The sequence below is a fragment of the Rhizobium sp. Leaf262 genome (assembly GCF_001422245.1).
Taxonomy (GTDB): domain Bacteria; phylum Pseudomonadota; class Alphaproteobacteria; order Rhizobiales; family Rhizobiaceae; genus Agrobacterium.
The window spans coordinates 445,982-470,007 of the sequence record NZ_LMMM01000001.1; the positions used below are offsets into that span (position 1 = coordinate 445,982).

19 protein-coding genes are annotated in these 24,026 nt (G+C 59.2%); 7 read left to right on the forward strand and 12 right to left on the reverse strand.

Annotation, left to right across the window (positions count from 1 at the left end; translation table 11 throughout):
* Window positions 1–144 precede the first annotated feature (144 nt).
* The 4 genes from ASF29_RS02045 (at window position 145) to ASF29_RS02060 (ending at window position 2,648) form a co-directional block, all read left to right on the forward strand.
* Window positions 145–654 (forward strand): prolyl-tRNA synthetase associated domain-containing protein, encoded by a 510-nt coding sequence (locus ASF29_RS02045; RefSeq protein ID WP_062448055.1) that lies wholly within the window; start codon window positions 145–147, stop codon window positions 652–654.
* Window positions 655–708: 54 nt separating this feature from the next.
* Window positions 709–1,674, forward strand: a complete 966-nt coding sequence (gene trxA, locus ASF29_RS02050) for a thioredoxin (protein WP_062448057.1) — start codon at window positions 709–711, stop codon at window positions 1,672–1,674.
* A 103-nt stretch (window positions 1,675–1,777) separates the two neighbouring features.
* Entirely contained in the window at window positions 1,778–2,449 is a 672-nt protein-coding gene (locus ASF29_RS02055; RefSeq protein WP_062448059.1) for an LON peptidase substrate-binding domain-containing protein, read from the forward strand.
* 10 nt (window positions 2,450–2,459) lie between these two features.
* Window positions 2,460–2,648 (forward strand): Trm112 family protein, encoded by a 189-nt coding sequence (locus tag ASF29_RS02060; RefSeq protein ID WP_062448061.1) that lies wholly within the window; start codon window positions 2,460–2,462, stop codon window positions 2,646–2,648.
* A gap of 58 nt (window positions 2,649–2,706) precedes the next feature.
* Here ASF29_RS02060 and ASF29_RS02065 read toward each other — a convergent pair whose 3' ends face one another.
* Together ASF29_RS02065 and kduI are read right to left on the reverse strand one after the other, a co-directional pair.
* Window positions 2,707–3,042: a cupin domain-containing protein gene (locus ASF29_RS02065; protein ID WP_062448630.1), complete on the reverse strand. Its 336-nt coding sequence runs from the start codon at window positions 3,040–3,042 to the stop codon at window positions 2,707–2,709.
* 11 nt (window positions 3,043–3,053) lie between these two features.
* Window positions 3,054–3,896: a 5-dehydro-4-deoxy-D-glucuronate isomerase gene (gene kduI / locus ASF29_RS02070; RefSeq protein ID WP_062448063.1), complete on the reverse strand. Its 843-nt coding sequence runs from the start codon at window positions 3,894–3,896 to the stop codon at window positions 3,054–3,056.
* A 293-nt stretch (window positions 3,897–4,189) separates the two neighbouring features.
* Between kduI and ASF29_RS02075 the strand changes: the two genes are divergently transcribed.
* Both ASF29_RS02075 and pbpC read left to right on the forward strand, forming a co-directional pair.
* Entirely contained in the window at window positions 4,190–9,643 is a 5,454-nt protein-coding gene (locus ASF29_RS02075) for an alpha-2-macroglobulin family protein (RefSeq protein WP_062448065.1), read from the forward strand.
* A complete protein-coding gene (gene pbpC / locus ASF29_RS02080; RefSeq protein WP_062448067.1) occupies window positions 9,640–11,721 on the forward strand; it encodes a penicillin-binding protein 1C in 2,082 nt (693 codons plus the stop codon). Before ASF29_RS02075 ends, pbpC begins: the two co-directional genes overlap by 4 nt.
* Before the next feature lie 210 nt (window positions 11,722–11,931).
* Here pbpC and ASF29_RS02085 read toward each other — a convergent pair whose 3' ends face one another.
* The 4 genes from ASF29_RS02085 to ASF29_RS02100 form a co-directional block, all read right to left on the reverse strand.
* On the reverse strand, window positions 11,932–12,684 hold the full coding sequence (locus tag ASF29_RS02085; RefSeq protein WP_062448069.1) for an ABC transporter ATP-binding protein: 753 nt from the start codon (window positions 12,682–12,684) through the stop codon (window positions 11,932–11,934).
* A complete protein-coding gene (locus ASF29_RS02090) occupies window positions 12,678–13,745 on the reverse strand; it encodes an iron ABC transporter permease (protein ID WP_062448071.1) in 1,068 nt (355 codons plus the stop codon). Before ASF29_RS02090 ends, ASF29_RS02085 begins: the two co-directional genes overlap by 7 nt.
* Complete coding sequence (locus ASF29_RS02095) at window positions 13,746–14,882, reverse strand: ABC transporter substrate-binding protein (RefSeq protein WP_062448073.1); 1,137 nt, start codon at window positions 14,880–14,882, stop codon at window positions 13,746–13,748. It abuts the gene before it with no gap.
* A gap of 94 nt (window positions 14,883–14,976) precedes the next feature.
* Window positions 14,977–16,110, reverse strand: a complete 1,134-nt coding sequence (locus ASF29_RS02100; RefSeq protein ID WP_062448074.1) for an ABC transporter substrate-binding protein — start codon at window positions 16,108–16,110, stop codon at window positions 14,977–14,979.
* A 110-nt stretch (window positions 16,111–16,220) separates the two neighbouring features.
* Between ASF29_RS02100 and ASF29_RS02105 the strand changes: the two genes are divergently transcribed.
* The gene (locus ASF29_RS02105) at window positions 16,221–17,030 is read left to right on the forward strand and encodes a class I SAM-dependent methyltransferase (RefSeq protein WP_062448076.1); all 810 of its coding nucleotides are present in this window, start codon (window positions 16,221–16,223) and stop codon (window positions 17,028–17,030) included.
* Window positions 17,031–17,607: 577 nt separating this feature from the next.
* Here the strand turns inward: ASF29_RS02105 and ASF29_RS02110 are convergent.
* The 6 genes from ASF29_RS02110 to ASF29_RS02135 all read right to left on the reverse strand — a co-directional run bounded on the left by ASF29_RS02110 (window position 17,608) and on the right by ASF29_RS02135 (window position 23,991).
* On the reverse strand, window positions 17,608–18,453 hold the full coding sequence (locus ASF29_RS02110; RefSeq protein ID WP_062448078.1) for a dipeptide ABC transporter ATP-binding protein: 846 nt from the start codon (window positions 18,451–18,453) through the stop codon (window positions 17,608–17,610).
* Complete coding sequence (locus tag ASF29_RS02115; protein ID WP_082453340.1) at window positions 18,450–19,316, reverse strand: ABC transporter ATP-binding protein; 867 nt, start codon at window positions 19,314–19,316, stop codon at window positions 18,450–18,452. Before ASF29_RS02115 ends, ASF29_RS02110 begins: the two co-directional genes overlap by 4 nt.
* Before the next feature lies 1 nt (window position 19,317).
* Window positions 19,318–20,184, reverse strand: coding sequence for an ABC transporter permease subunit (locus ASF29_RS02120; protein ID WP_244473474.1), 867 nt, complete (start codon window positions 20,182–20,184; stop codon window positions 19,318–19,320).
* 67 nt (window positions 20,185–20,251) lie between these two features.
* On the reverse strand, window positions 20,252–21,256 hold the full coding sequence (locus ASF29_RS02125; RefSeq protein WP_062448081.1) for an ABC transporter permease subunit: 1,005 nt from the start codon (window positions 21,254–21,256) through the stop codon (window positions 20,252–20,254).
* 149 nt (window positions 21,257–21,405) lie between these two features.
* The gene (locus ASF29_RS02130) at window positions 21,406–23,007 is read right to left on the reverse strand and encodes an ABC transporter substrate-binding protein (protein ID WP_062448084.1); all 1,602 of its coding nucleotides are present in this window, start codon (window positions 23,005–23,007) and stop codon (window positions 21,406–21,408) included.
* A gap of 291 nt (window positions 23,008–23,298) precedes the next feature.
* Complete coding sequence (locus ASF29_RS02135; RefSeq protein WP_062448086.1) at window positions 23,299–23,991, reverse strand: superoxide dismutase; 693 nt, start codon at window positions 23,989–23,991, stop codon at window positions 23,299–23,301.
* Between the last annotated feature and the right edge of the window lie 35 nt (window positions 23,992–24,026).

Genomic DNA, 24,026 nt, shown 5'->3' on the forward strand with positions numbered 1-24,026 from the left:
CAGAAAATTTTGAAAAACAGGACAAGTAACGGAAAACATTTGATTTTTTTGATGCTGAAATCTCAAAGCCAATTGCAAAAGCGGTTTTGAGGGCCTAATGACAATGGCAACGAAAACCGAATCCGATGTCGCGAGAAATCCAAAATGACCGAGCAATCGCCCAAGACGGCGCAGGACCTTTTCGCTTTGCTGGATGGGCTTGGCATTGCGCATACGACCGTCGACCATGAGCCGGTCTTCACCGTGGCCGAATCGGAATCGCTGCGGGATCGCATTCCCGGCGGCCATACCAAGAACCTTTTCGTGAAAGACAAGAAGGACAGATATTTCGTCCTGACGGTGGAAGAAAATGCGACTGTCGACTTGAAGACGGTCCACAAGGTCATCGATGCTTCAAGCCGGGTGTCGTTCGGCAGACCCGAGAAGATGATGGAGTATCTGGGCGTCATTCCGGGCTCTGTCACCGTTTTCGGTGCCATCAACGATACGGGGCACGACGTGACATTTGTGCTCGACAGCGAGTTGATGAAGCATGATCTCATCAACGGCCACCCGCTGTCCAACGATGCCACCACCACCATCGGGCGCGACGACCTCATTCGCTTTCTGGAGGCGACGGGTCACACACCGCTCGTCTTGAAAGTGACCGAGTAAAGTACGATCTTTGCGCCAGATGGCGGCATGCTGCGACATGAACGGAGACTTTATATGAGCGATAATCCCTACGGAACGTCCAACAGCGGACAGATGACTGGCTCCGTCAATTATGGCAGCGCGCCGGGTGCGGCGGCTGCGGCCTCCCATATCAAGGATACGACGACGGCCAATTTCTCCAAGGATGTCATGGAGGAATCTCGCCGCCAGCCCGTGCTGGTGGATTTCTGGGCGCCGTGGTGTGGACCCTGCAAACAGCTGACGCCTGTTCTCGAAAAGGTCGTCAACGAGGCTGGCGGTCGCGTCAAGCTCGTCAAGCTCAACATCGATGACCATCCATCCATTCCCGGCCAGCTGGGTATCCAGTCCATTCCCGCTATCGTCGCGTTTCAGGACGGTCGCCCGGTGGATGGCTTCATGGGTGCCGTGCCGGAAAGCCAGATTCGCGAGTTCATCGACAAGATCGCCGGGCCTGCCGCAAACGACCCGCAGGCGGAGATCGATGCGGCGCTCGCCGAAGCCAAGCAACTTTTTGCCGATGGCGATCATCAGGGAGCAGCCCAGCTCTACGGTTTCGTCATGCAGGTCGATCCTGAAAACGCCGCAGCTATTGCCGGCATTGCCGAATGTATGATTGCCGTTGGTGAGTACCAGCGTGCCAGTGATCTCTTGGCATCCGTTCCCGAAGCGCTACTGGCGGATGCTGCCGTTCAGGCCGCCTCCAAAAAGCTTGCGCAATACGAGGAAGCCCGCCAGTTGGGCGACCCCACAGCTTTGGAGCGGGCTCTCGAAGCCAATCCAGACGATCACGAATCGCGCATGAAACTGGCGAAGATTCTCAATGCGCAGGGCAGGCGCGAAGAGGCTGCGGACCAGCTTCTGATCGTGATGCGCAAGGATCGCGCCTACGAGGACGATGGCGCGCGCAAGCAATTGGTCGAGTTTCTGGAAAACTGGGGTTTCAAGGACCCTGCTTCGGTATCGGCCCGTAGAAAGCTGTCTTCGATACTGTTTTCCTGACCTGCGCCTTGCGATCCATCGCCGCAGACCACACCTATAAGGGCGTGCCGCTGAAGCCGGGCGAAGCGGCGTTGCCGGTACATCTGGAAGCGAGGACACACCCATGCATGTCGGAAATGCACGATATCTCAAGAGCACCGATCTGCCGGATGTGATCCCGGTTTTCCCGCTTTCCGGCGTTCTTCTGCTGCCAGAAGGCCAGTTGCCTCTCAATATTTTCGAGCCACGTTACCTCGCCATGTTCGATGCTGCCCTTGCCGGTGACCGATTGATCGGCATGGTTCAGCCATCCCTGCAGGGGCTCGACAGTGGCACGGGCGCAGGTCCGCTCAGCCCCGTCGGATGTTTAGGCCGCGTCACGTCGTTTTCAGAAACGGGTGATGGCCGATATCTGGTGTCGCTCAGCGGCGTCTGCCGTTTTCGCCTGCTGGACGAGGTGGCGAGTGGCACGCCTTACCGGGTTTTCAAGCATGCACCATTCCTGTCCGATCTCTCCGGCGAATATGACGAGGAATCCGTGGATCGCGAAAATCTTCTGCGGGTTTTTCGAGCCTTTCTGGACGCCAACCAGTTGGAGGCGGATTGGGAAAGCGTCGAGCGTGCGGGCAATCGCGTTCTCGTCAACTCGCTGTCCATGATGTCGCCCTTCGGCCCGGCGGAAAAGCAAGCTCTGCTCGAAGCGCCGGACCTCAAGTCACGCGCTGACACGCTGATCGCGATTACGGAAATCGTTCTTGCGCAGGGCAGCAGCGAACCCGGAACTCTCTTGCAATGATGGGGTGGTCATGGACGAGAAGTTAAGCAATGTCGATCCGAAGCTGCTCGACCTTCTTGTCTGCCCTCTGACAAAGGGGCGTCTCTCCTATGACAGGGAAAAGCGGGAGTTGATCTCGGAAAGCGCGAGGCTTGCCTATCCAATCCGCGATGGCGTGCCGATCATGCTCGTGTCGGAAGCTCGCCGAATAGAAGACTAGAACCTGTCCATTTGACGAGAAAGATTGAGGGGCAGCCCAAAGATTGCCCCTTGATGTACTACAGGAATTCGGCGCGGTGCGGCGTGAACGTATCGATAAGTCGACCCTTTTCCAGCGCCTTCACGCCGTGGACTAGGTCTGGCTTGACGATGAAGGTTCCGCCCTGACCCAGTTCCTGTGTCACTCCATCGATCGTCACTTCGAACCGACCCTCGGCCACATAGCTCGCCTGGATATGCGGGTGCGAATGAAGCGAGCCGATCGCGCCCGCTTCGAAGACGACTTCGACCATCATCATTTCCGGCAGATAGGCCATGATGCGGCGGGACACACCGGGTTCGGTCGGTGTCCAGGTTCCATCCTCGGCATTGACGAATGCATTGCTCTCGCTCATCTGCGTCATCCTTACTTCAGGTCGTCCATGGTGACGGGGTCGACATCGGTATAATCGACATTGTCGCCGGCCATGGCCCAGATGAAGGAATAATTGGCCGTTCCAGCACCGGAATGGATGGACCAGCCGGGAGACAGAGCCGCTTCCTCATTCTTCATCACCAGATGGCGCGTTTCGTTCGGTTCACCCAGGAAGTGGAAGACGCGCGCCGTCTCGGGCAGGTCGAAATAGAGATAGGCTTCCATGCGCCGGTCGTGAATATGGCATGGCATGGTGTTCCAGACGGAGCCCGGTGCAAGGCTGGTCATGCCGACAACCAGCTGGCAGGTCTTGACGCCTTCCGGGTGGATGAACTGGAAAATCGAGCGTTCGTTGCTGGTTGCCTGCGAACCGAGATCGACGCGCTTGGCATCGTTGATGCTGATATGCTTTGCCGGATAGGCGGCATGCGCCGGTGCGCTGAGCAGATAGAATTTCGCAGGCGTTTCAGACGAGGCGGACGCGAAAGATACCTTTGCACCAAGGCCCGCATAGACCATGTCGCGCGTACCGGTTTCAAAATCCGTGCCATCCACCGTCACCGTGCCCTTGCCGCCAATATTGACGACGATCAGCTCGCGACGATCCAGAAAGGATTTCGTGCCCGTTGGCTTGATGGCTTCCAGTTCCAGCGAGCCCGACACCGGCACGGCACCACCCACGATCATGCGGTCGTAATTGGTGTAGTGCAGCTGAACGGTGTCGTTGACGAACAGCGGCGGCAGCAGAAAGTTCTCGCGAAGTTCCTCGGTGCCGAATTTGGCAGCCGTCTTCGGGTCGATGGCGAAGCGGTTCGTGTACTGTGTCTGGCCCATTGTTCTCCCAATCATATCTCAAGCAAAGTTGTCATACATATATGCGATAGAAATCTTATGTCAATCGATAGGGGTGAAAGGCCCGGCTGTAGCTTTCAACATGCAAATGCTGCAAATATTGAATTCCACCGGCTTTCCAACATGTAAGGCAGGTTCGGCAGGCGCGCTTTTTTACGAGCCACTGCGGGTAGGAAGCGCCGGATATGACTGCGCCCGACCGCTGCGGATCGCATTGACTTTCTGTGTAAAATCCGAGCAGAGTCGCGGCGGTCGTGCGTACCGGGGAGGGACCAATGTTCGTGCGTTCTGTTTTGAAGAGCCTGTTATTCGTCGCAGCCACTCTGGCCATCCAGCCAGCGCTTGCGCAGGACGCAACGCGAAAGGTCGTCACCACCCAAAATGGTGATTATTTCGGCTTCGATCTTCGCACAGAGCAGAATGTCTCCCTGCCGCAATGCGAAACCATCTGCATCAACGACAAGGCCTGCAAGGCCTTCACCTATAATCCCAAGGTGCAATGGTGCTTCCTGAAATCGGATTTCAACCAGCTCAACGCCTTCCCCGGCGCGGTCGCTGGCAAGGTGGTGGAAGTCGCCAGCGAGCCGGATATCGGCGCGCCGCAGAAACTCTCCTTCGTGGATGACAGCCTGTACCAGCAGGCGCGGCGTCTGAAGGCAGGCCTTGCCGCATCGGATGCGGACCAGTCGCAGGGCGTCGAGGAGCTTCTGGCGCAGGCCCGGCAATTTGCAGGCGCGGCCAATATTCCCCAGGCGGTCGAGAGCTATAAATCCGCTTTGGCGCTGAACCCGGATGATGGCGCGGTTTGGTCCGAGCTTTCCCGCACAGCCGCGAGAATAGACAATAATTACGAAATATCGGGGCAATCCGCCACCGCTGCCCTCAATGCCTATTCGCTGATCCGCACCGTCAGCGCGCGCATCGATGCGCTTAACACGCTGGCAAAGGCCTTTGAAAAAACGCAGAGCTACCGCGCAGCGCTCGATAGCTACAAGGCAAGCCTTGCGTTGTCGGACAATGCCCAGACCCGCGCCGCCTATGTGGATTTGAAGGCGCGTCAGGGCTTCCGGGTCACCAACAACACTGTTGATACCGACAGCGTCAGCCCGCGCGCCTGCATCCAGTTCTCCGAACCTCTGGTCAAAAACGGCGTCGATTATTCCTCCTTCGTCACGCTGGATGGCGCAGCCCCCAAGGCCATCGAGGCCAAGGGCAGCGAGATTTGCGTGGAGGGTCTGACCCACGGCCAGCGCTACAAGATTGCGCTTCGCGCCGGTCTGCCGTCTTCGGTCGAAGAGCCGCTGGAAAAGCAGGTCGATCTCGACATTTACGTGCGCGACCGGTCTGGATCCGTGCGCGTTACCGGAGAGAATTTCGTTCTGCCCGGCACCGCCCGCCGTGGCATTCCGCTGGTTTCCGTCAATATCGATCACGCCGATCTCAAGCTTTACCGGGTGGGCGACCGCAGCATCACCAGCCTGCTCAACAACTCGCAGTTCCTGACGCAGATGGATGGCTATGGCGCAGAGCGGATCGAAAACGAGATCGGCGAACTCGTCTGGCAGGGCGGTATCGATATCCAGAACGAGCTGAACAAGGATGTCGTCACCAGCTTCCCCGTAGATGAGGCGTTGCCGCAACGCAAGCCCGGCATCTATGTGCTGACCGCCGTTCCGCCCGGCACTGCGCCGGAAAGCTGGGATTCTCGCGCCACGCAGTGGTTCCTCGTCTCCGATACCGGCATCACCACCTATGCCGGAACGGATGGGCTGAATGTCTTCGTTCGCGCGCTCAGCAGCGCAAAACCGCTGGGTGGCGTGGAGCTCCAGCTTCTTGCCAAGAACAATGAAGTTCTGGGCACCGCAACGACGGATGCGCAGGGCCGCGCGGTGTTTTCCGCAGGCCTCATGCGTGGCACCGCCGGTCAGGCGCCTGCCATCATCACGGCGCGCAATGGCGACACGGATTACGTCTTTCTCGATATGACCCGCGCCGGGTTCGACCTCTCCGACCGTGGCGTCACCGGCCGCGCCGCCCCCGGTGCCATCGATGTCTTCAGCTGGACGGAACGCGGCATCTACCGCGCCGGTGAAACCGTGCATGCAGCGGCGCTGGCGCGCGATATCGAAGGCAATGCGGTGGAGAACCTGCCGCTCACCTTCATCTTCTCGCGGCCCGATGGCGTGGAAGACCGCCGCTTCGTCAGCGATGGCAAGGCACTGGGCGGCTATACGGTCGATCTGGCCCTGCAGGACAGTGCCATGCGCGGCACCTGGACCTTGGCCATCCATACAGACCCGAAGACAGCAGCCATCAGCCAGAAATCCTTCCTCGTCGACGATTTCGTGCCGGATCGCACCGAATTCGATCTGACCAGCAAGGCCAAGGAGATCGACCCGGCTGGCGACACCGCCATCGATGTCGATGGCCGTTATCTCTACGGCGCGCCCGCCGCCGGGTTGACGCTCGAAGGTGAAATTGCGCTGAAGCCCACCCGCACCCATCCGGGCTTCGAAGGCTATATGTTCGGCCTTGCCGACGAGGAAACAGAAGAGGAAAGCCGCACCACGCTGGATGATCTTCCAGCTCTGGATGAAAACGGCAAGGCGACCTTCAACGTCGCGCTGGCCGATCTGCCTTCCACCACGCAGTATCTCTCCGCCGATATCACCCTGCGCATGCGCGAAGCCGGTGGCCGCGCGGTGGAACGGTCTCTGACGCTACCGGTCAAATCCGATAGCGCGATGATCGGCATCAAGCCGGAATTCTCCGGCGATCTGGCTGAAAATTCCATCGGTCGTTTCCACGTCATCGGCCTTGGCCCTGATGGCAGCAAACAGGCCATGAGCGGCCTCACATGGAAGCTCATCAAGGTCGAGCGGAATTATCAATGGTATCGTCAGGGCAATTCCTGGCGTTATGAGCCCGTCGTCTACACCAAGCAGGTGCAAACAGGCACATTGGCCATCGATGCCAATGGCGGCGAAATTTCCGTGCCTGCATCATGGGGTCGCTATCGCCTCGAGATCGAATCCGCGGAAAACAACGGCCCCACCTCAAGCGTCGAGTTCGATGCCGGCTGGTTCGTTTCCGCAAGCTCCACCGAAACGCCCGATGCGCTGGAAATCGCGCTCGACAAGCAGAGCTACAAGATCGGCGAGACCGCCAAATTGCAGGTCACGTCGCGCTATGCAGGCCAGCTGATGATCACATCCGGCTCGGAAAAGCTGATCGCCGTCCAGAATGTCGAGATCGGTGACAAGGGTGGCGAGGTCGATATTCCCGTCACGCAAGACTGGGGTGCTGGCTCCTACGTCACCGCCACCCTGTTCCGCCCCGGTGATGCGCAGGAAAGCCGCATGCCCATGCGCGCCATCGGCATCAAATGGCTGGCTGTCGATCCCGGCGAACGCAAGCTCGGCATCGCGCTCACACTTCCCAAGCAGACCCTGCCACGCCAATCGCTGGAAATCCCCGTTCAGGTCTCCGGTGCCGGTGCGGGCGACAAGGCCTATGTCACGGTCGCCGCTGTCGATGTCGGCATTCTCAACCTCACCCGTTACGAGCCGCCCAAGCCGGATGACTGGTATTTCGGCCAGCGCCGTCTGGGTCTGGAAATCCGCGATCTCTATGGCCGCCTGATCGATGGATCGCTGGGCGCCACCGGGCGTCTCAGAACCGGCGGTGATGGCGGACAGGTGGCGCTGCAAGGCAGCCCACCCAAGGAAAAGCTGGTCGCCTTCTTCGCCGGTCCCGTGGAGCTAGATGCGCAAGGCAAGGCCACCATTCGTTTCGATATTCCGCAGTTCAACGGCACCGCCCGCTTCATGGCCGTGGCCTGGACCAAAACCGGTGTCGGCCATGCCGTCTCTGACGTGGTCATCCGCGATCCCGTCGTCATCACTGCCAGTACGCCTAAGTTCCTCAGCCCCGGTGATGTTTCGCAAATGCGCATCGATATCGCCAATACCGATGGTGAAGCGGGCGATTACAAGCTCGGCATCGCCAGCAACATGGCGATCACCGTCGATGAGGGTGAGGTCTCGCAGACGCTCGCCTTGCAGAAGGGCGGCAAGACATCGCTGACCGTGCCGCTGACGGGTGAAAATCCCGGCGATGGCGCAATTACCATCACGCTTGCCAATGCGAGCGGTCTGTCATTGCAGCAGGTGCTGAACATTCCGGTTCGCCCTGCCGTGCTGCCGGTCACCACCAGGCGCAACATTCAGATCGCGCCCAACAGCAGCCTCACGGTGGATGGCAATCTGTTGGCCGAGAGCATGCTTGTCGGCTCCTCGGTCGCCGTCAATGTCACCCGCTCGCCTGCCTTCGATGTGCCGGGGCTGGTGATGATGCTGGACAAATACCCCTATGGCTGCGCCGAGCAGACCACCAGCCGTGCGCTGCCTCTACTCTATCTTTCAGAACTGATGAAGCAGCGCGGTGGTGCCGACGATCCCGATATCCACAAGCGGGTGCAGGATGCGATCTATCGCGTGCTGTCCTTCCAGTCCTCCTCCGGCGGCTTCGGCCTCTGGGGTCCGGGCGAGGGTGATCTGTGGCTGGATGCCTATATCACCGACTTCCTGACACGCGCGCGCGAGCAATCCTTCGATGTGCCGGAAACGGCGATGGTGCAGGCCCTCACCAACCTGCAAAACGGTCTGGCCTACGACAACAACGTCAAGGATCGTGGCAACGAGATCGCCTACTCACTCTATGTTCTCGCCCGCAATCGCAAGGCAGCCATCAACGATCTGCGCTATTATGCAGACACGGCGCTGAAGGATTTCCCAACGCCGCTTGCCAAGGCGCAACTGGCGTCGGCCCTGTCGCTTTATGGTGATGCGGCGCGTGCCAAATCCGTCTTCGGCGCGTCGCTCAGCATGGCGTCGGCCACCACCAAGGTCAGCCTTTCCAGAGCCGATTATGGTTCGGTCCTGCGTGATGATGCCGCCTCGCTGGCGCTTGCCGCCGAAAGCCGCCCGGTGCCCGCGGTCGTTCCGCAACTGGCAAGTGCGGTGGCTAAGGCGTGGGACGCCAAGCCCTATACCAGCACGCAGGAACAGGCCTGGATGCTTCTCGCCGCCCGCGCCCTGAAGGGCGAAGACAAGGACGTCAAGCTCGATATCAACGGTACGCTGGAACAGGGTGGCTATAGCAAGAGCATCAGCGGCGACGATCTTTTGCAATCGCCCATCAAGATCACCAATGCCTCGAAAGACACGGTAACGGCGGTTGTCACCACCGTCGCCCCGCCTGCACAGCCGCTGCCAGCTGGCGGCGAAGGTTTCGATATCCAGAAGACCTATTATTCGATGGATGGCGAAGAGGTGAATATCAGCGAAGCGACCCAGAACGAGCGCTATGTCGTCGTCCTCACGGTCACGCCGAAAAACGATTGGCAATCGCGCATCATGGTCACGGATCTCCTGCCTTCCGGATTCGAGATCGATAATCCAAGCCTCGTCAGCAGCGCAGCCCTTTCCAATTTCGATTGGCTGCCGGAAACCGAAGCCGCGCACACAGAATTCCGCTACGACCGTTTCGTCGCGGCCTTCGACCGTGCATCGGGCGACAGTTCGGAGATAACGCTCGCCTATGTCGTGCGCGCCGTCACCCCCGGCACCTACGACAATCCGGCAGCGTCGGTGGAAGATATGTACCGTCCGCAATTTTCCGCCCGCACCGCAACCGGGCGCATGGAGGTCCGCGCAGCGCAGCAATGATCAGGTGGCGGGCGTTTGTTAGTGGTTTTGTCGTCTCGGCCGTGCTGACCGGCGCTGCCGTCTACGGCCTCGACCGTCTGGACCGCGCCTTTCCGCCACCGCTGCAAAATGCCCGCATCGTCTCGCAGGAAGTGCTGGATGCAGACGGAAAGTTGTTGCGCGCCTTCGCAACGCCGGACGGACACTGGCGGCTGCACACCTCGGCTGTGGATGTCGATCCGCAATTCATCCGCATGCTGGTTGCCTATGAGGATCAACGCTTCTTCGATCACGGCGGCGTCGATTTTCAGGCGCTGGGTCGCGCCGCCTGGCAATTGCTGACCCATGGCCGCATCGTTTCCGGTGCTTCCACGCTGTCGATGCAGGTGGCACGGTTGATCGAGCCGCGCACGGACCGCTCGTTTAGTGCCAAATTTCTCCAGATGGCGCGCGCATGGCAGATCGAGCGGCGGCTGAGCAAACAGCAGATCATCGATCTCTACCTCAACATCGCGCCCTATGGCGGCAATCTGGAAGGTATCAGAGCCGCCAGTCTGGCCTGGTTCGGCAAGGAGCCGAAACGGCTGGAAACGGCAGAGGCGGCGCTCCTTGTTTCCATCCCGCAACTGCCGGAAAAACGCCGCCCGGATCGCTTTCCCGAGGCCGCAAAGCTTGCGCGCGAACGCGTGCTGCAACGCCTCGCCGTCTCAAAAGTGGTGGGGGAAGGCGAAGCCTCCCGCGCGGCCATTGCCGCCATTCCGACAAAACGGCTCGATCTGCCCTCCTATGCCCCGCATCTGGCGCAAGCGGCGCGCGCCCGCTTCCCGCAGTCCGTCACCGTAGCATCCACGCTACGCCTGCCCATTCAAAGAGAGCTCGAAGCCCTGGCGCAGCGTTCCGCCGAAAAGCTGGGCGACAAGGTTTCCGTCGCCATCGTCATGGCCGATAGCACCACCGGCGACATCATCGCAGACGTCGGTTCATCGGATTTTCTCGACAATGACCGCCGTGGCTGGGTGGAAATGTCCCGCGCGGTGCGCTCTCCCGGCTCGACGCTCAAACCCTTCATCTATGGCCTTGCCTTCGAAAACGGCCTGATTGCGCAGGAAACCATCATCGAAGACCGCCCGGCGGATTTTTCCGGCTATCGCCCGCGCAATTTCGACATGCAGTATCAGGGCGATGTCAGCATTCGACAGGCCCTGCAACTCTCGCTCAACGTTCCCGCCGTGCGTCTGCTGGATGCCGTCAGCCCCGCCGCTCTCATGGTCCGCTTCCGCCGCGCGTCGGTCCAGATGGTGCTGCCGAAGGCAGAAGCGCCGGGGCTTGCCATTGCGCTCGGTGGTGCGGGCCTGTCGCTCGTCGATCTCGTTCAGCTTTACGCAGCGCTGGCCAACGACGGTCAGCCGGTGCAACTGGGCGATGGCGTGCGCGCCAGACCGCAGGTGCTGGATGTCGATCCGCTGTTTTCCAAGGCCGCGATCTGGAACATCAGCGATGTCCTCTCCGGCGTGCTGCCGCCGCTCGGCATGAAGCAGCGCGGCATCGCCTACAAGACCGGCACCAGCTATGGTTATCGCGACGCATGGTCGGTGGGTTACGATGGCCGCTACGTCATCGGCGTCTGGGCGGGGCGGGCCGATAACGGCTCGGTTCCTGGCCTTGCCGGCTACGTCTCCGCCGCCCCGATATTGTTCGAAGCTTTCACCAAATCCGGCATCGCCCTCACCCCGTTCCCGCCTGCACCACCCGGCGTCTCGCGGTTGTCCTATAAGGATCTGCCCGCAAACCAGCGCCGCTTCAGCGTCAACACATCAGGCCTCCTGTCGGCCTCGCGTCGCGAACCCTCACCGCAAATCGTCTATCCGCCCGAGGGCGCCCGCATCGAGCTCACCGGCCAAAGCGGTGAACTCTCCCCGCTCGTCCTCAAACTACAGGGCGGTCGCGCACCCTTCCACTGGCTCGCCAATGGTAAGCCACTGCCCGAACCGTCCCGTCGCCGCAGTAGCGAGTGGCTGCCTGAGGGGCAGGGGTTTTCGACACTGACAGTGATCGATGCGGATGGCAGGGCGTCCAGTGTTCGGATTTTTGTTGAGTAGGGTTGGTCGCGGTTTGTGAAGGTTGGGCTGTTGTCGTCTGCACAGCTTCTTGCAGCAACCCTCATCCATCATCCTGAGCTTGTCGAAGGGGAGGTGCCCCGTAGAGGCCTCGAAGGACGAGGGTTGCAAGACGAGAGGGAGGAGTGCGCAGCCGGATGCTTCGAGGGCGCTGCGCGCCACCTCAGCATGAGGACAGGGCTTGGCATAACCTCAAGCCGTGCCGTCCACCAGAATGAACGGCTGCCCGCGTGAACACATCTCGATGCGCGCATCCACCTTGTAGATCGTCCGCAGCATGTCCGGCGTGATTACATTTGCCGTCTGGCCGCTGACGGCCATTTTGCCGCCTTCGATGACGATGGTGTGCTCGCAGTAGCGCAGTGCGTGGTTGAGATCGTGCAGGGCGATCAGGATGATCATGCCGTTGCGGCGGGCAAGGCTGGAAATGAAATCCAGCACCTCGACCTGCCGGTGAAGATCGAGTGCCGATGTCGGTTCGTCCATCAAGAGCACTTCAGGTTTGCGCACCAGCGCCTGCGCCAGCGAAACGAGCTGGCGTTGCCCGCCCGACAATTCGCCAAGGCCGCGAAAGGCGAGATCATGGATGTTGAGCGCCTTCAAAATGGCATCGATCTCGGCCAGTTCGTCATCATGCACCTTCCAGCCGCTGCCCTGCTTGGCAGACAGAAGAATGGATTCGTAGACGGTGAGAACCGCATTCGCACCGGTATCCTGCGGCATGTAGCAGATCGTGCGCGGGCCTTGTTCGGTCTGCGAAAGCGTGACCACGCCGGGGCCTTTGATGAGGCCTGCGATGCGTTTGAACAGCGTGGATTTACCCGCCGCGTTGGGGCCGATTACGGCCGTGATGCTTCCGGCTTCCAGCATATCCATGCTGACATTGGACAGCACCGTGGTGCGACCGTATTGGGCACCGACGTCCTGAAGGGCAAGGGCTACCATGCGCGTCTCCTGTTGGAGAAGATGAGAACGAAGAAGAAGGGAACGCCAACCAGCGCCGTGATCACGCCAATCGGCAGGATCGCGCCGGGGATCAGCATCTTGCTGACGACGGAGGTGACGGAGAGCAGCAGCGCTCCGCAGATCACAGATCCCGGCAGGAAGAAGCGCTGGTCTTCCCCCACCACCATGCGGGCGATGTGGGGACCGACGAGACCGACGAAACCGATGGTGCCAACGAAGGAGACGGGAATGGCGGCCAGGAGGCTGACCGTCAGCATGGTCTGCAAACGCAGGCGGCGCACATTGACGCCCATGCTGGCGGCCTTGTCGTCGCCCAGCCGCAGCGCGGTCAAGGCCCAGGCGTTTTTCATGAACAGCGGCACGGTCAAAACCAGAATGGCTGCGGTCACATAGACCTTTGCCCATGTCGCTTTCGTCAGGCTACCCATGGTCCAGAACACCACGGCCGCCAGCGCCTGTTCAGACGCCAGATATTCCAGCAGCGAGAGGGCGGCATTGAAGGTGAAGACCAGCGCGATGCCGAGCAACACGATGGTTTCGACCGACACGCCGCGCATGGTCGAGGCAAAGTGGATGAACATGGCGGCCAGCATCGCCATCAGGAAGGCGTTGATGGGGACCATATATTCCACGGCACCGGGAAAAATCGCCACGCCGCCAACGAGCGCCAATGCTGCGCCGAAACTCGCCGCCGCCGAAATGCCCAGCGTAAAGGGGCTGGCCAGCGGGTTGGAGAGAATGGTCTGCATCTGCGCACCTGCAACTGACAGCGAGGCCCCGACGGTAACCGCCATCAGCGCAATCGGCATGCGGATGTCCCAGATGACGACGCGCAACTGGTTGGCAACGGCTGCAGGATCGAAGATCGCGCTGATGACCTCCGACAGCGAATAGCGCGCCGGGCCGAGCGCCATGTCGGTCGCAATGCTCAGACACAGCGCCACGACGAGGCCGACGAGGATCAGGATGCGCCGACCGGCCAGAGCGCGATATTGATCGCGCCCCGTCGTCTCGACCTGTGTTTCCGCGATGGGTGCCATTTAGTTCGAGCCTTTTTCAAGTGAAACGAAATATCCCGGCTTGTACGTCACCGGCAGGAATTTCTGGTGAAACTCTTCAAAATTCTTTTCCGGGTTCAGATCGGCAAAGAGGTCCGGGTGAAACCATTTTGCAAATTGCTGGATGGGGAAGAACTCGTAGGGCGCGCCATAAAACTGGTGCCAGACGGCGTGGACATTGCCTTTCTTCACCGCATCCAGTTCCGGGAAGGGCGTGCGCGTCATCAGTTTGGCCAGACGTTCGCGAGACAAGGCCATATCGGCACCCCGCCCCACCGGCACAAACTGGTTGATATCGCTTTCCGCCGCCCAGTTGGAACCGGTCACGATGACATGCTCGGGGTTGGACACCAGCAATTGCTCTGGGTTGAGATCACCGAAGGTGGTCTTTATGACATCTGCGGCAATATTATGCCCACCGGCCTCTTCCACCATGGTGCCGAAATTGACGGGACCGAAGGTGCGGCAGCAGGTGTTTTCGCCCGATATGCCCGGTGCCCGTTCAATGAAGACGCCGGGACGCTTGAGGTCCTTGACGGAGGCCAGCCTGTCGGTGACCAGCGCAATCTGGGCGCGACGATAGGCGATGAACTCTTCCGCACGTTGCCCGGCACCGAAAATCGTGCCGAGGACGCGGATGGAATTTTCGCTGTTCTTTTCCGGATCGAGGCGGAAGTCGATGTAGACGACCCTGATGCCGGCTGCTGCGGCCTTTTCCTCAAAGCCGCTTTCCTTGGCGGTTTTTTCCACCTCCAGATTGAGCGTGATGACATCGGGCGAGAGCGAGATTGCCTGTTCGAGGCTGAATTCGCCCTGTGGCAGGTAGCCGAAGAGCGGCAGTTTTTCGATCTGCGGAAAGCGCTCGACATAGGCCTTGTAGCTATCGGGGTCTTTCTTGATGAGATCGTCGCGCCAGCCGACGATCGTGTCGAACGTCTTGTCGCCCTTCAGCGCAGCGATCACATGCACCTGGCGTGCCTCGCCGACGATCACGCGTTTCGCCGGGCTGTCGATCTCGACCTTGCGACCGGCGGAATCGATGATCTCGGCTGACAGCGCGGGCGTTGCGATCAATGCAACGACGAGGGCGGCGATCCGCTTGAAAGTCCTGAACGGCATGGGCAATCCTTTCGATCTCAAATGCATTGTGGCGAAGCCACGCTTGCGGCTTCGCCCTATGTCCGATCAGCGCTCCCCCAACGCCGTTCGTCCGTTATTTGTCGTCCTTGAGCGACACGAAGTAGCCGGGCTTGTAGTCAAGCGGCAGGAAGCGGGCGTGCAGTTCCTTGAAGGTCGCTTCCGGGTCAAGGTCCTTGAAGAGATCAGGGTGCAGCCACTTGGCAATTTCCTGAATGGCCACGAACTGGTACGGATTGTTGTAGAACTGGTGCCAGATGGCGTGGACATTGCCGTCTTCGACAGCCTTGACGCCGGTAAAGGCCGGGCGCTTGGTCAGGTCTTCCAGCTTGCGACGGGCTTCTTTCAGGTCTGCGCCGTAACCAACACCCACCCACTTGCCGCCGGGAACATAGGCATCCCACTTGCCGCCGGTGATGATGATCTGGTCAGGATTGGAGGCGATGACCTGCTCGGGATTGACCGTGCCGAAGGTGCCGGGAATGATGTCCTTGGCCATGTTAATGCCACCGGCGATCTCGACCATCTTGCCGAAATTCTCGTTGCCGAAGGACATGCAGCAGTCATCGGAGTAACCACCGGCACGCTCGACGAAGACGACCGGGCGCTTGGGCTTTTCCTTCTCCAGAACGTCGGTCACGCGCTTGATGCTGTCGGCGCGGAACTTGATGAAGTCTTCGGCCACATCTTCCTTGCCCATCAGCTTGCCCATCACGCGCATGCTTGGCTCGGTGTTTTCCATCGGCTTTTCACGGAAGTCGACGTAAACGAGTGGAATGCCGACCTTGCCGAGTTTTTCGATGTAACCGGCTTCTTCGGTTGCCGTCTTGGCGTCGATGTTCATGAGGATGACGTCGGGCTTCAGCGCAACCGCCTGCTCGATATCGAAGGTGCCGTCCTTCATGCCGCCGAATGTTGGAAGCTTGGCGATATCGGGATATTTCGCAAGATAGGCCTGATAGGACTCAGGATCGGCCTTCGGCAGATCGTCGCGCCAGCCGACGACGTGTTCGAAAGGATTGTTCTTGTCGAGCGCGGCCAGAAAGTAAATCTGGCGGCCTTCACCCAAAATGACGTGCTTCACTGGCACATTCACTTCGACATCGCGCCCGGTCACGTCTTTGACGGTTACTTTTTCGGCAAAAGCGGGCAGAACGGTAGACACGAAAAGACCCATTGCAAGAATGGCGGATTTGCCTGTAATGCGCATCGAAATTGTTCTCCAGTAAAACTGTCCGCGCTTTATTATTTTATGATAAGCGTGGTCAAGTTTTATCTTTTAGAGTATTTCGAAACTGGCAATCGTGAAGGTTGGACGGCATGGATAGTGCAAACAATTACGGGAACAATTTCGGTCTGCGCGATGAAATCAAGGCCTATTGGTCGGCACGCGCAGCCACCTTCGACCTGTCTCCCGGCCATGAAATCTTCTCCGAAGACGAGCGGACTGCATGGCTGCGTCTGGTCGAGAAACATCTGGGGCGCGGCAACGGCAAAACTGCACTCGACCTTGCGTCCGGCACCGGTGTCATTTCGCATCTGATGGACGATCTCGGCTACCGCGTCACGGGTCTGGACTGGGCCGAACCGATGCTGGAGCGTGCCAAGGCAAAAGCCAGGAGCCGCAACCGTGCGATTACGTTCCGCATGGGCGACGCCGAAAACACCATGGAGCCGGATGCCGCCCACGACGTCATCATCAACCGCCATCTGGTCTGGACGCTGGTCGATCCGAAAGCGGCCTTTCAGGAATGGCTGCGCGTGCTGAAACCCGGCGGCAGACTGCTGATCGTCGACGGTGATTTCGTCAATGTCAGTCTTGCCGAAAAACTGCTCAAGAGCCTCGCGGCCAAGCTGCTCAAACTCGGCCTGCTGAAGGAGGAGCCGGTGCATATGCCAGCGGAGATGGCGGGCACGCACAACAGCATCCTGTCGCGGGTCTACTTCTCACAGGGCGCACGCGCCGAAGCGGTGGCAGCGCTGTTGCGGGAGGCGGGCTTCGAAAATGTGGTGATCGACACCGATTTGCGGGCCATTCACAAGACGCAGGCCAAGAACTGGAACGTGCTGAAGGCTGCGGCCAGAGGTATCCAGCATCGTTATGCGATCTGCGCGAGGAAGCCGGATTGAGGAGAGAGGCCGCGCGATCACCGCAGCCGCCATTCAGACAGGCTTCGCCGTTCACGCGGCACGATGTGCCCGTGGTGTGTTCTGACGTCTAAACCCGGAGAGCCACGCAAATGCGGTGAAGTCTCTGGTATGGTGGTCTGCGGCATCCGCATTTGCGTGGCCTTGGTCGTCCGGTCTTGCTTTTCTGGATTTCGTGCGTGGTGCCAGCCGTTTAACGTCCTGGTACCACGCACGTCCTCCAAAGTGTCATTCGCCTGACCGCACGCGCGCCCGTGCGGTCAGGTATAAAGGCAGTGTCCGGTCTCTTTTCGGGACCACCGGGCTTGCCAGATACTGGTGTTTCGAGAGCGAGCCGCACGTTACAGCCGCCAAGGCAACACCAACCTCCACACGCCACAATGTCTCGCGAACACATTATGGCGTTGGACGCAGGCGAATTATGCGGGCGGTCTAGCCGTCATTGAGAAAAAAACGGAGGTTTTTCGCGTTTTTCTTCGAAAAAATGACAAGTCTTTGAAATAAAATCAAAATTTCTTAAATGAGGAAGCCCGATTCAAAGTCGGGCTTCCTGAAGGTTTCAACCGGCCTTCGCCATCGTCTTTGCAGCCATACGGGCGCGGATGGACTCCACGTCTGCTTTGGGCGTGGCGGCAAAAAGGGTGCGGGTGTAGCTGTGTTGTGGATTTGAGAAGACATCCTCACGGGTGCCGTATTCCACCGCTTCGCCGAAATACATCACCATGACTTCGTCGGCGATGTACTTCACCACCGACAGATCGTGGGAAATGAAGACGTAGGTCAGGCCGAACTCGTCCTGAAGGTCGGACAGCAGGTTCAGCACCTGTGCCTGAACCGAAAGGTCGAGGGCCGAGACCGGCTCGTCCAGCACCAGAAGCTTCGGGTTCAGCATCAGTGCACGCGCAATGGCGATACGCTGGCGCTGGCCGCCGGAGAACATGTGCGGATAGCGGTTGTAATGCTCCGGTCCCAGACCGACGCGCACCAGCATGTCATTTGCCTTCTCACGACGTTCGGCAGCCGACATCTTGGTGTTGATCAGCAGCGGTTCGCCCAGGACATCGCCAATCTTCTGGCGCGGGTTGAGCGAACCATAGGGGTTCTGAAACACGATCTGCACCTTCTGGCGCATTTCTGCGGTCAGATGGCCCGGACGCGTGTCCACCTTCTGGCCGTCGATCAGCAACTCGCCTGATGTCGGCTCGTCGATGAAGGTCAGCATGCGGGCAAGCGTGGACTTGCCGCAGCCGCTTTCGCCGACGATGGCCAGTGTCTTGCCGGTTTCGAGCTTGAAGGACACGCCCTTGACTGCATGGATGGTCTTGGATGGCTTCATGAAGCCGCCAGCCATATGGTAATCGCGCTTCATATTGCGGATTTCAAGCATGGTGTTGCTATTGGTCATGCCGTTTCTCCCGCAACTGAAGGCGCTGGTGCCGGTGTGCCATCGAAGAATTGCGATACGGTGGTCAGGCGATCGCCCGTCGCGTTTTCCGGAAGGGCAGCCAGAAGCGCCTTGGTGTAATTGCTCTGCGGATTTTCAAACAGAGACAGCACGTCGGCTTCCTCCATCTTCTTGCCCTTGTACTGAACGACGACACGGTCGGCGGTTTCTGCCACCACGCCCATGTCGTGGGTGATCATGATGAGACCCATGCCGTTTTCGGCCTGAAGCTTCATCAAAAGGTCGAGGATCTGCTTCTGGATCGTGACGTCGAGCGCGGTCGTCGGCTCATCGGCGATGAGGAGCTTCGGATTGCAGGCGATGGCAATCGCGATCATGACGCGCTGGCATTGGCCGCCGGACATCTGGTGCGGGAAGTGCTTGAGCCGCTCCTCCGGGTCAGGCAATCCGACGAGCTTGAACAGCTCGATCGCGCGGGCGTGGCGCGTCTTCTTGTCCATGCCCATGTGAATGCGCAGCACTTCTTCCAGCTGGAAACCGACCGTAAAGCAAGGATTGAGGCTTGCCACCGGCTCCTGGAAGATCATGGCAACATCCTTGCCGATCAGCTTGCGGCGCTCAGCAGCGGTAAGCTTTTGGATGTCGCGACCTTCGAACAGCATGCGGTCGGCGGTGATCTTCGCCGTCCAGGGCAAAAGGCCCATCACGGCCAGCATCGAGACGGATTTGCCCGAACCGGATTCGCCGACAATGGCCAGAACCTCTCCCTTTTCGACGGAGACGGAGATGCCGTCGACAGCACGGAACCAGCCCGTGGCGGTTTCAAATTCGACGACGAGATTATCGATTTGCAGAAGTGCCATGTCAGGACCTCTTCAGTTTCGGGTCAAGCGCGTCGCGCAGACCATCGCCCACCAGATTGATGGCGAGAACGGTGACGAGAATGGCAATGCCGGGGAAGGTGACGACCCACCATGCGCGCAGAATGAATTCGCGTGCTTCGGCCAGCATCGTGCCCCATTCCGGGGCAGGGGGCTGTGCGCCCATGCCAAGGAAGCCGAGCGCGGCTGCATCGAGAATGGCGTTCGAAAACGACAGCGTTGCCTGAACGATCAGGGGTGCCGTGCAGTTGGGCAGAATGGTGCGGAACATCAAACGCAAAGGCCCTGCGCCTGCCAGCCGCGAGGCGGTGACGTAGTCCTTGGACTTTTCTGCCATGACAGCTGCGCGGGTCAGGCGCACGAAATGCGGCTGCAGAACCAGCGCAATCGCAATCATGCCGTTGGTCAGTCCCGGACCGAGGATCGCGACGAGAACCAGCGCGAGCAGCAGCGAGGGGAAGGCCAGGATGATGTCCATCAGACGCATGATGACCGTATCCAGCCAGCCGCGATAGTAACCGGCGAGAACGCCGATCACGACGCCTGTCGACAGCGACAGGGTGGTGACGAAGACGCCGATAAACAGCGAATATTGCGCACCATAGATGAGACGCGACAGGATATCGCGACCGACCGGGTCGGTGCCCAGAACATGCGACATGTTTCCGCCTTCCAGCCACACAGGCGGTAGAAGAACGGCGTCACGATACTGCTGGAACGGCGAATGCGGGGCGATGACGCCTGCAAAGACAGCGATGATGACGAGTGCGACGAAAACGTAGAGGCCGATAACGGCACCCTTGTTTTCGGAAAAATAGAACCAGAATTCCTTCAGCATCTGCTTGCGCATGGCGGAAGAGGAAACCGGCTCGGCTTTGTTGGTGATGGCGGTATCGGCCATGAAACGATCCTCTTCTTTAATGCCGGATGCGCGGATTGATGAGGCCATACATGAGGTCAACGATGAGGTTGACGACCATGATGATGCCTGCAATCAGCAGGAGACCGCCCTGAATGACAGGGTAGTCGCGGCGGAAGACGCTATCGACCATCCATTTGCCGATGCCCGGCCAGGAGAAGATCGTTTCGGTGAGGATCGCACCGGCCAGCATGACGCCGACCTGAAGGCCGATGGTGGTGATGACGGGGATCATGGCGTTGCGCAGCGCATGAATGCCGATGACGCGGAAGGGCGACAGGCCCTTGGCGCGGGCCGTGCGGACGTAATCTTCCGACAACACTTCCAGCATGGCAGAGCGCGTCTGACGCGCAATGACGGCCAGTGGAATGGTGGCAAGCACGATGGAGGGCAGCGCCAGATGGCTGAGCGCGGAGGCAAAGGCACCCTTCTGCCCCGACAGCAGCGAGTCGATCAGCATGAAGCCGGTGACCGGCGGGAAGAAGAACATCAAAGAGATGCGTCCCGAAACAGGCGTCCATTGCAGAATGCCCGAAAACAGGATGATCAGCAGCAGGCCCCACCAGAAGATCGGCATGGAGTAGCCGACCAGCGCTATGCCCATGACGCCCTGATCGAAGATCGACCCGCGCTTGATGGCAGCGATGACGCCGGCGGGAATGCCGATGACGATGGCCAGAAAGATGGCGCAGAACGACAGCTCGACGGTTGCCGGAAACAGCGCGAAGAACTGGTCGATGATCGGCGATTTGGAGACGATCGATGTGCCGAAGTCACCGTTGAGGATGCCCTTCAGATAATCGAAATACTGGATGACCAGCGGCCGGTCCATGCCTAGCGCAGCGCTGATCTGCGCGTGCCGCTCCGGCGACATGACGCGTTCGCCCGACAGAAGCGCCACGGGGTCGCCCGGCAGAAGCCGGATGAACAGGAACGCGATGATAGAAACCCCGATGAAGGTCGGGATGAGCACGGCGATACGCCGCACGAGAAAGCCAATCATGAAAAACCTTCGATCTGTTCCGCCTGGAACCTATGCGCTGGCAGTAGCGACCTTTTCGGTCTGCTTCTTTGTTGTTTAGGGATGTTTCAGAACGCAAGTGCCGCGCGCCTTGGAACAAGGCGCGCGGCATTTTTGTATGCGTAGAACTGTTACTCGGCAATATCCACGTTTTCGAACGTGAAGTCACCCAGCGGGCTCTGGACGAAGCCAGTGACTTCCTTGCGCATCGGAACGACGGACAGGGAGTGGTCGATGGTGGCCCAAGGTGCCTGCTTCTTGAAGACGACCTGTGCTTCTTCGTAGAGCTTGGTGCGCTCAGCCTGATCGGTGGTGATCTTGGCCTTCTTTACAAGAGCGTCGAAGTCCTTGTCGCACCACTGAGCACGGTTGTTGCCACCAACGGCATCGCAGCCGAGCAGCGTGTCGAGGAAGTTGTCCGGGTCACCATTGTCGCCGGTCCAGCCGAGGAACACGGCGCCGTCACGGTCCTTTGCCTTCGAACGGTCGAGATATTCGGCCCATTCGTAGGAAACGATCTCGACCTTCACGCCGATCTTGGCGAAATCATCCTGGATGACTTCGGCAGCGCGGCGGGCGTTGAGCATGTAAGGACGCGAAACGGGCATCGCCCAGACCTTCATCGACAGGTCCTTGACGCTTGCGTCTGTCAGCATCTTCTTGGCTGCTTCCAGATCGTATGTGTCGTCTTCGACCTTGTCGTTGTACGACCACATGGTTGGCGGCAGAGGGTTCTTGGCAGGTGTTGCCATGCCCTGGAACACGGCATCGACAATGGCCTTCTTGTTGATCGCCTTGTTCAGCGCCTTGCGGACTTCAGGCTTGTCGAAAGGAGCCTGCGTCGTGTTGTAGGCGAGGTAGGCAACGTTGAGGCCTTCCTGCTCCAGAACCGTCAGGGTCTTGTCTTCCTTCATCGACTTGACGTCGGCAGCGTTCGGGTAAGGCATCAGGTGGCATTCGCCAGCCTTTAGCTTCTGGAAACGAACGGCGGCATCTGTGGTGATGGCGAAAACGAGATCGTCGATCTTCGGTGCGCCGCCCCAATATTCCTTGTTCGCCTTGAAGCGGATGACGGCATCCTGCTGGTAACCGACGAAGGCGAAGGGACCGGTGCCGACAGGCATCTGGTTCAACTGTGCCTGCTTGCCTTCAGCGGCCAGCTTATCGGTGTATTCCTTCGACATGATCGAAGCGAACGGCATGGCGAGGTTGGCGAGGAACGGTGCTTCCGGGCGGTTCAACGTGAACTTGACCGTCATGTCGTCGACCTTTTCGACCGACTTGATCAGCTTGGGGAAGCCCATGCCTTCGGCATATTCCCAGGACGTGCCCGGTACATACTGGTGCCATGGATTGTCGGTCTTGATCTGGCGCTCGATGGAGAAGACGACGTCGTCGGCGTTCAATTCACGCGTTGGCGTGAAGAACTCGGTCGTCTGGAACTTTACGCCCTTGCGCAGCTTGAATGTGTAGACGGTGCCGTTCTCGGAAACTTCCCAGCTTTCGGCCAGGCCAGCAACAGGCTTGGTGGTGCCGGGTTCGAATTCCAGCAGGCGGCTGTAAACGGTGTGGGCCGAAGCATCGAATGTGGTGCCGGCGGTATAAAGGCCCGGGTCGAAACCTTCCGGGGAACCTTCAGAGCAATATACGAAGGTTTTTGCGCTTGCAGCGGCAGGTGCAAAGCACGTCGCCGAAAGCAAGGCTGCAGCGATTAGGCCAAGTTTGTATCTCATCAAAGAGCTCCCAATTTTTGTATCCGGCTCGCTTATTCCGCGACTACCGATGCAACGTGGTTATAAGAAACTTTGCACATACTCAAGCGGGCAACTGAAACGATTCAAGTCATTTTTGACCAAATGTTCAACTTCCCGCGATTTTGATACTAATTTAGGCGGAATGCTTAGAAACTTTGTCTAGCAAATTAGCGATTTATGACCGCATTTTTGTGCAGCGGCGCAATAGTACGACAAAAGCGCCCTCGGTAACCGGGGGCGCTTCCACAATGGCGGGCGTTGAAGGCGGGGTCAAGCCGCGGAAATCTTGTCTCCGACGACGCGCCAGTTGACGAGATTTTCCAGGACGACCTTGATGTGCTCCGGCTTACGGTTTTCGTAATCGACGTAATAGGCATGTTCCCAGATATCGATGCCGAGATAGGCGGGCCTGCCGACGGCCACCGGGTTGTTGGCATCCTCATAACCCACAAGCGCGAGCTTGTTGGCGTCATCGCGGGTCAGCCAGACCCAGCCCGTTCCGAAAACTTCGTCTGATGTGGCAACGGCCTTTTCGATAAATTTGTTATAGTCGCCAAAAGCAGCATTCAGTTCTTCGGCGGCCTTGCCTTCCGGGCGGTTGGGGCCACCGGGCGTGAATTGTTCCCAATAGACGACGTGATTCCAGGCCTGTGCGGCGTTGTTGAAAATCTTCTTGTCGGCAGTCTTGCCAGCGGAGGCCTTTACGATTTCTTCAAGCTCCATATCCGCGTAGGGGGTGCCCTTTGCCAGCGTGTTCAGCTTGTCGAAATAGGCCTTGTGATGTTTGCCGTAATGAAGGCTGACGGTTTTGGCGGAAATATGCGGGGCAAGCGCATCTTCGGCGAAGGGCAGCGCCGGTTGCTTAAGGGGCAGGGCGGCCCGCGCGATCGAGGGCGCGGACAGGGCAGATGCGGCGGCGGTGGCCGCTGTTGCCGCCATGATGGCGCGTCGTGTCAGTAACATGTGTCATTCTCCTCCGGTGGATTCCACTGGCAAAC

Bases quoted from the DNA above. Each gene is read 5' to 3' on its own strand.
- ASF29_RS02045 (WP_062448055.1), top strand. From the start codon at position 145: ATGACCGAGCAATCGCCCAAGACGGCGCAGGACCTTTTCGCTTTGCTG.
- trxA (WP_062448057.1), top strand. From the start codon at position 709: ATGAGCGATAATCCCTACGGAACGTCCAACAGCGGACAGATGACTGGC.
- ASF29_RS02055 (WP_062448059.1), top strand. From the start codon at position 1,778: ATGCATGTCGGAAATGCACGATATCTCAAGAGCACCGATCTGCCGGAT.
- ASF29_RS02060 (WP_062448061.1), top strand. From the start codon at position 2,460: ATGGACGAGAAGTTAAGCAATGTCGATCCGAAGCTGCTCGACCTTCTT.
- ASF29_RS02065 (WP_062448630.1), bottom strand. From the start codon at position 3,042: ATGAGCGAGAGCAATGCATTCGTCAATGCCGAGGATGGAACCTGGACA.
- kduI (WP_062448063.1), bottom strand. From the start codon at position 3,896: ATGGGCCAGACACAGTACACGAACCGCTTCGCCATCGACCCGAAGACG.
- ASF29_RS02075 (WP_062448065.1), top strand. From the start codon at position 4,190: ATGTTCGTGCGTTCTGTTTTGAAGAGCCTGTTATTCGTCGCAGCCACT.
- pbpC (WP_062448067.1), top strand. From the start codon at position 9,640: ATGATCAGGTGGCGGGCGTTTGTTAGTGGTTTTGTCGTCTCGGCCGTG.
- ASF29_RS02085 (WP_062448069.1), bottom strand. From the start codon at position 12,684: ATGGTAGCCCTTGCCCTTCAGGACGTCGGTGCCCAATACGGTCGCACC.
- ASF29_RS02090 (WP_062448071.1), bottom strand. From the start codon at position 13,745: ATGGCACCCATCGCGGAAACACAGGTCGAGACGACGGGGCGCGATCAA.
- ASF29_RS02095 (WP_062448073.1), bottom strand. From the start codon at position 14,882: ATGCCGTTCAGGACTTTCAAGCGGATCGCCGCCCTCGTCGTTGCATTG.
- ASF29_RS02100 (WP_062448074.1), bottom strand. From the start codon at position 16,110: ATGCGCATTACAGGCAAATCCGCCATTCTTGCAATGGGTCTTTTCGTG.
- ASF29_RS02105 (WP_062448076.1), top strand. From the start codon at position 16,221: ATGGATAGTGCAAACAATTACGGGAACAATTTCGGTCTGCGCGATGAA.
- ASF29_RS02110 (WP_062448078.1), bottom strand. From the start codon at position 18,453: ATGACCAATAGCAACACCATGCTTGAAATCCGCAATATGAAGCGCGAT.
- ASF29_RS02115 (WP_082453340.1), bottom strand. From the start codon at position 19,316: ATGGCACTTCTGCAAATCGATAATCTCGTCGTCGAATTTGAAACCGCC.
- ASF29_RS02120 (WP_244473474.1), bottom strand. From the start codon at position 20,184: ATGCGCAAGCAGATGCTGAAGGAATTCTGGTTCTATTTTTCCGAAAAC.
- ASF29_RS02125 (WP_062448081.1), bottom strand. From the start codon at position 21,256: ATGATTGGCTTTCTCGTGCGGCGTATCGCCGTGCTCATCCCGACCTTC.
- ASF29_RS02130 (WP_062448084.1), bottom strand. From the start codon at position 23,007: ATGAGATACAAACTTGGCCTAATCGCTGCAGCCTTGCTTTCGGCGACG.
- ASF29_RS02135 (WP_062448086.1), bottom strand. From the start codon at position 23,991: ATGTTACTGACACGACGCGCCATCATGGCGGCAACAGCGGCCACCGCC.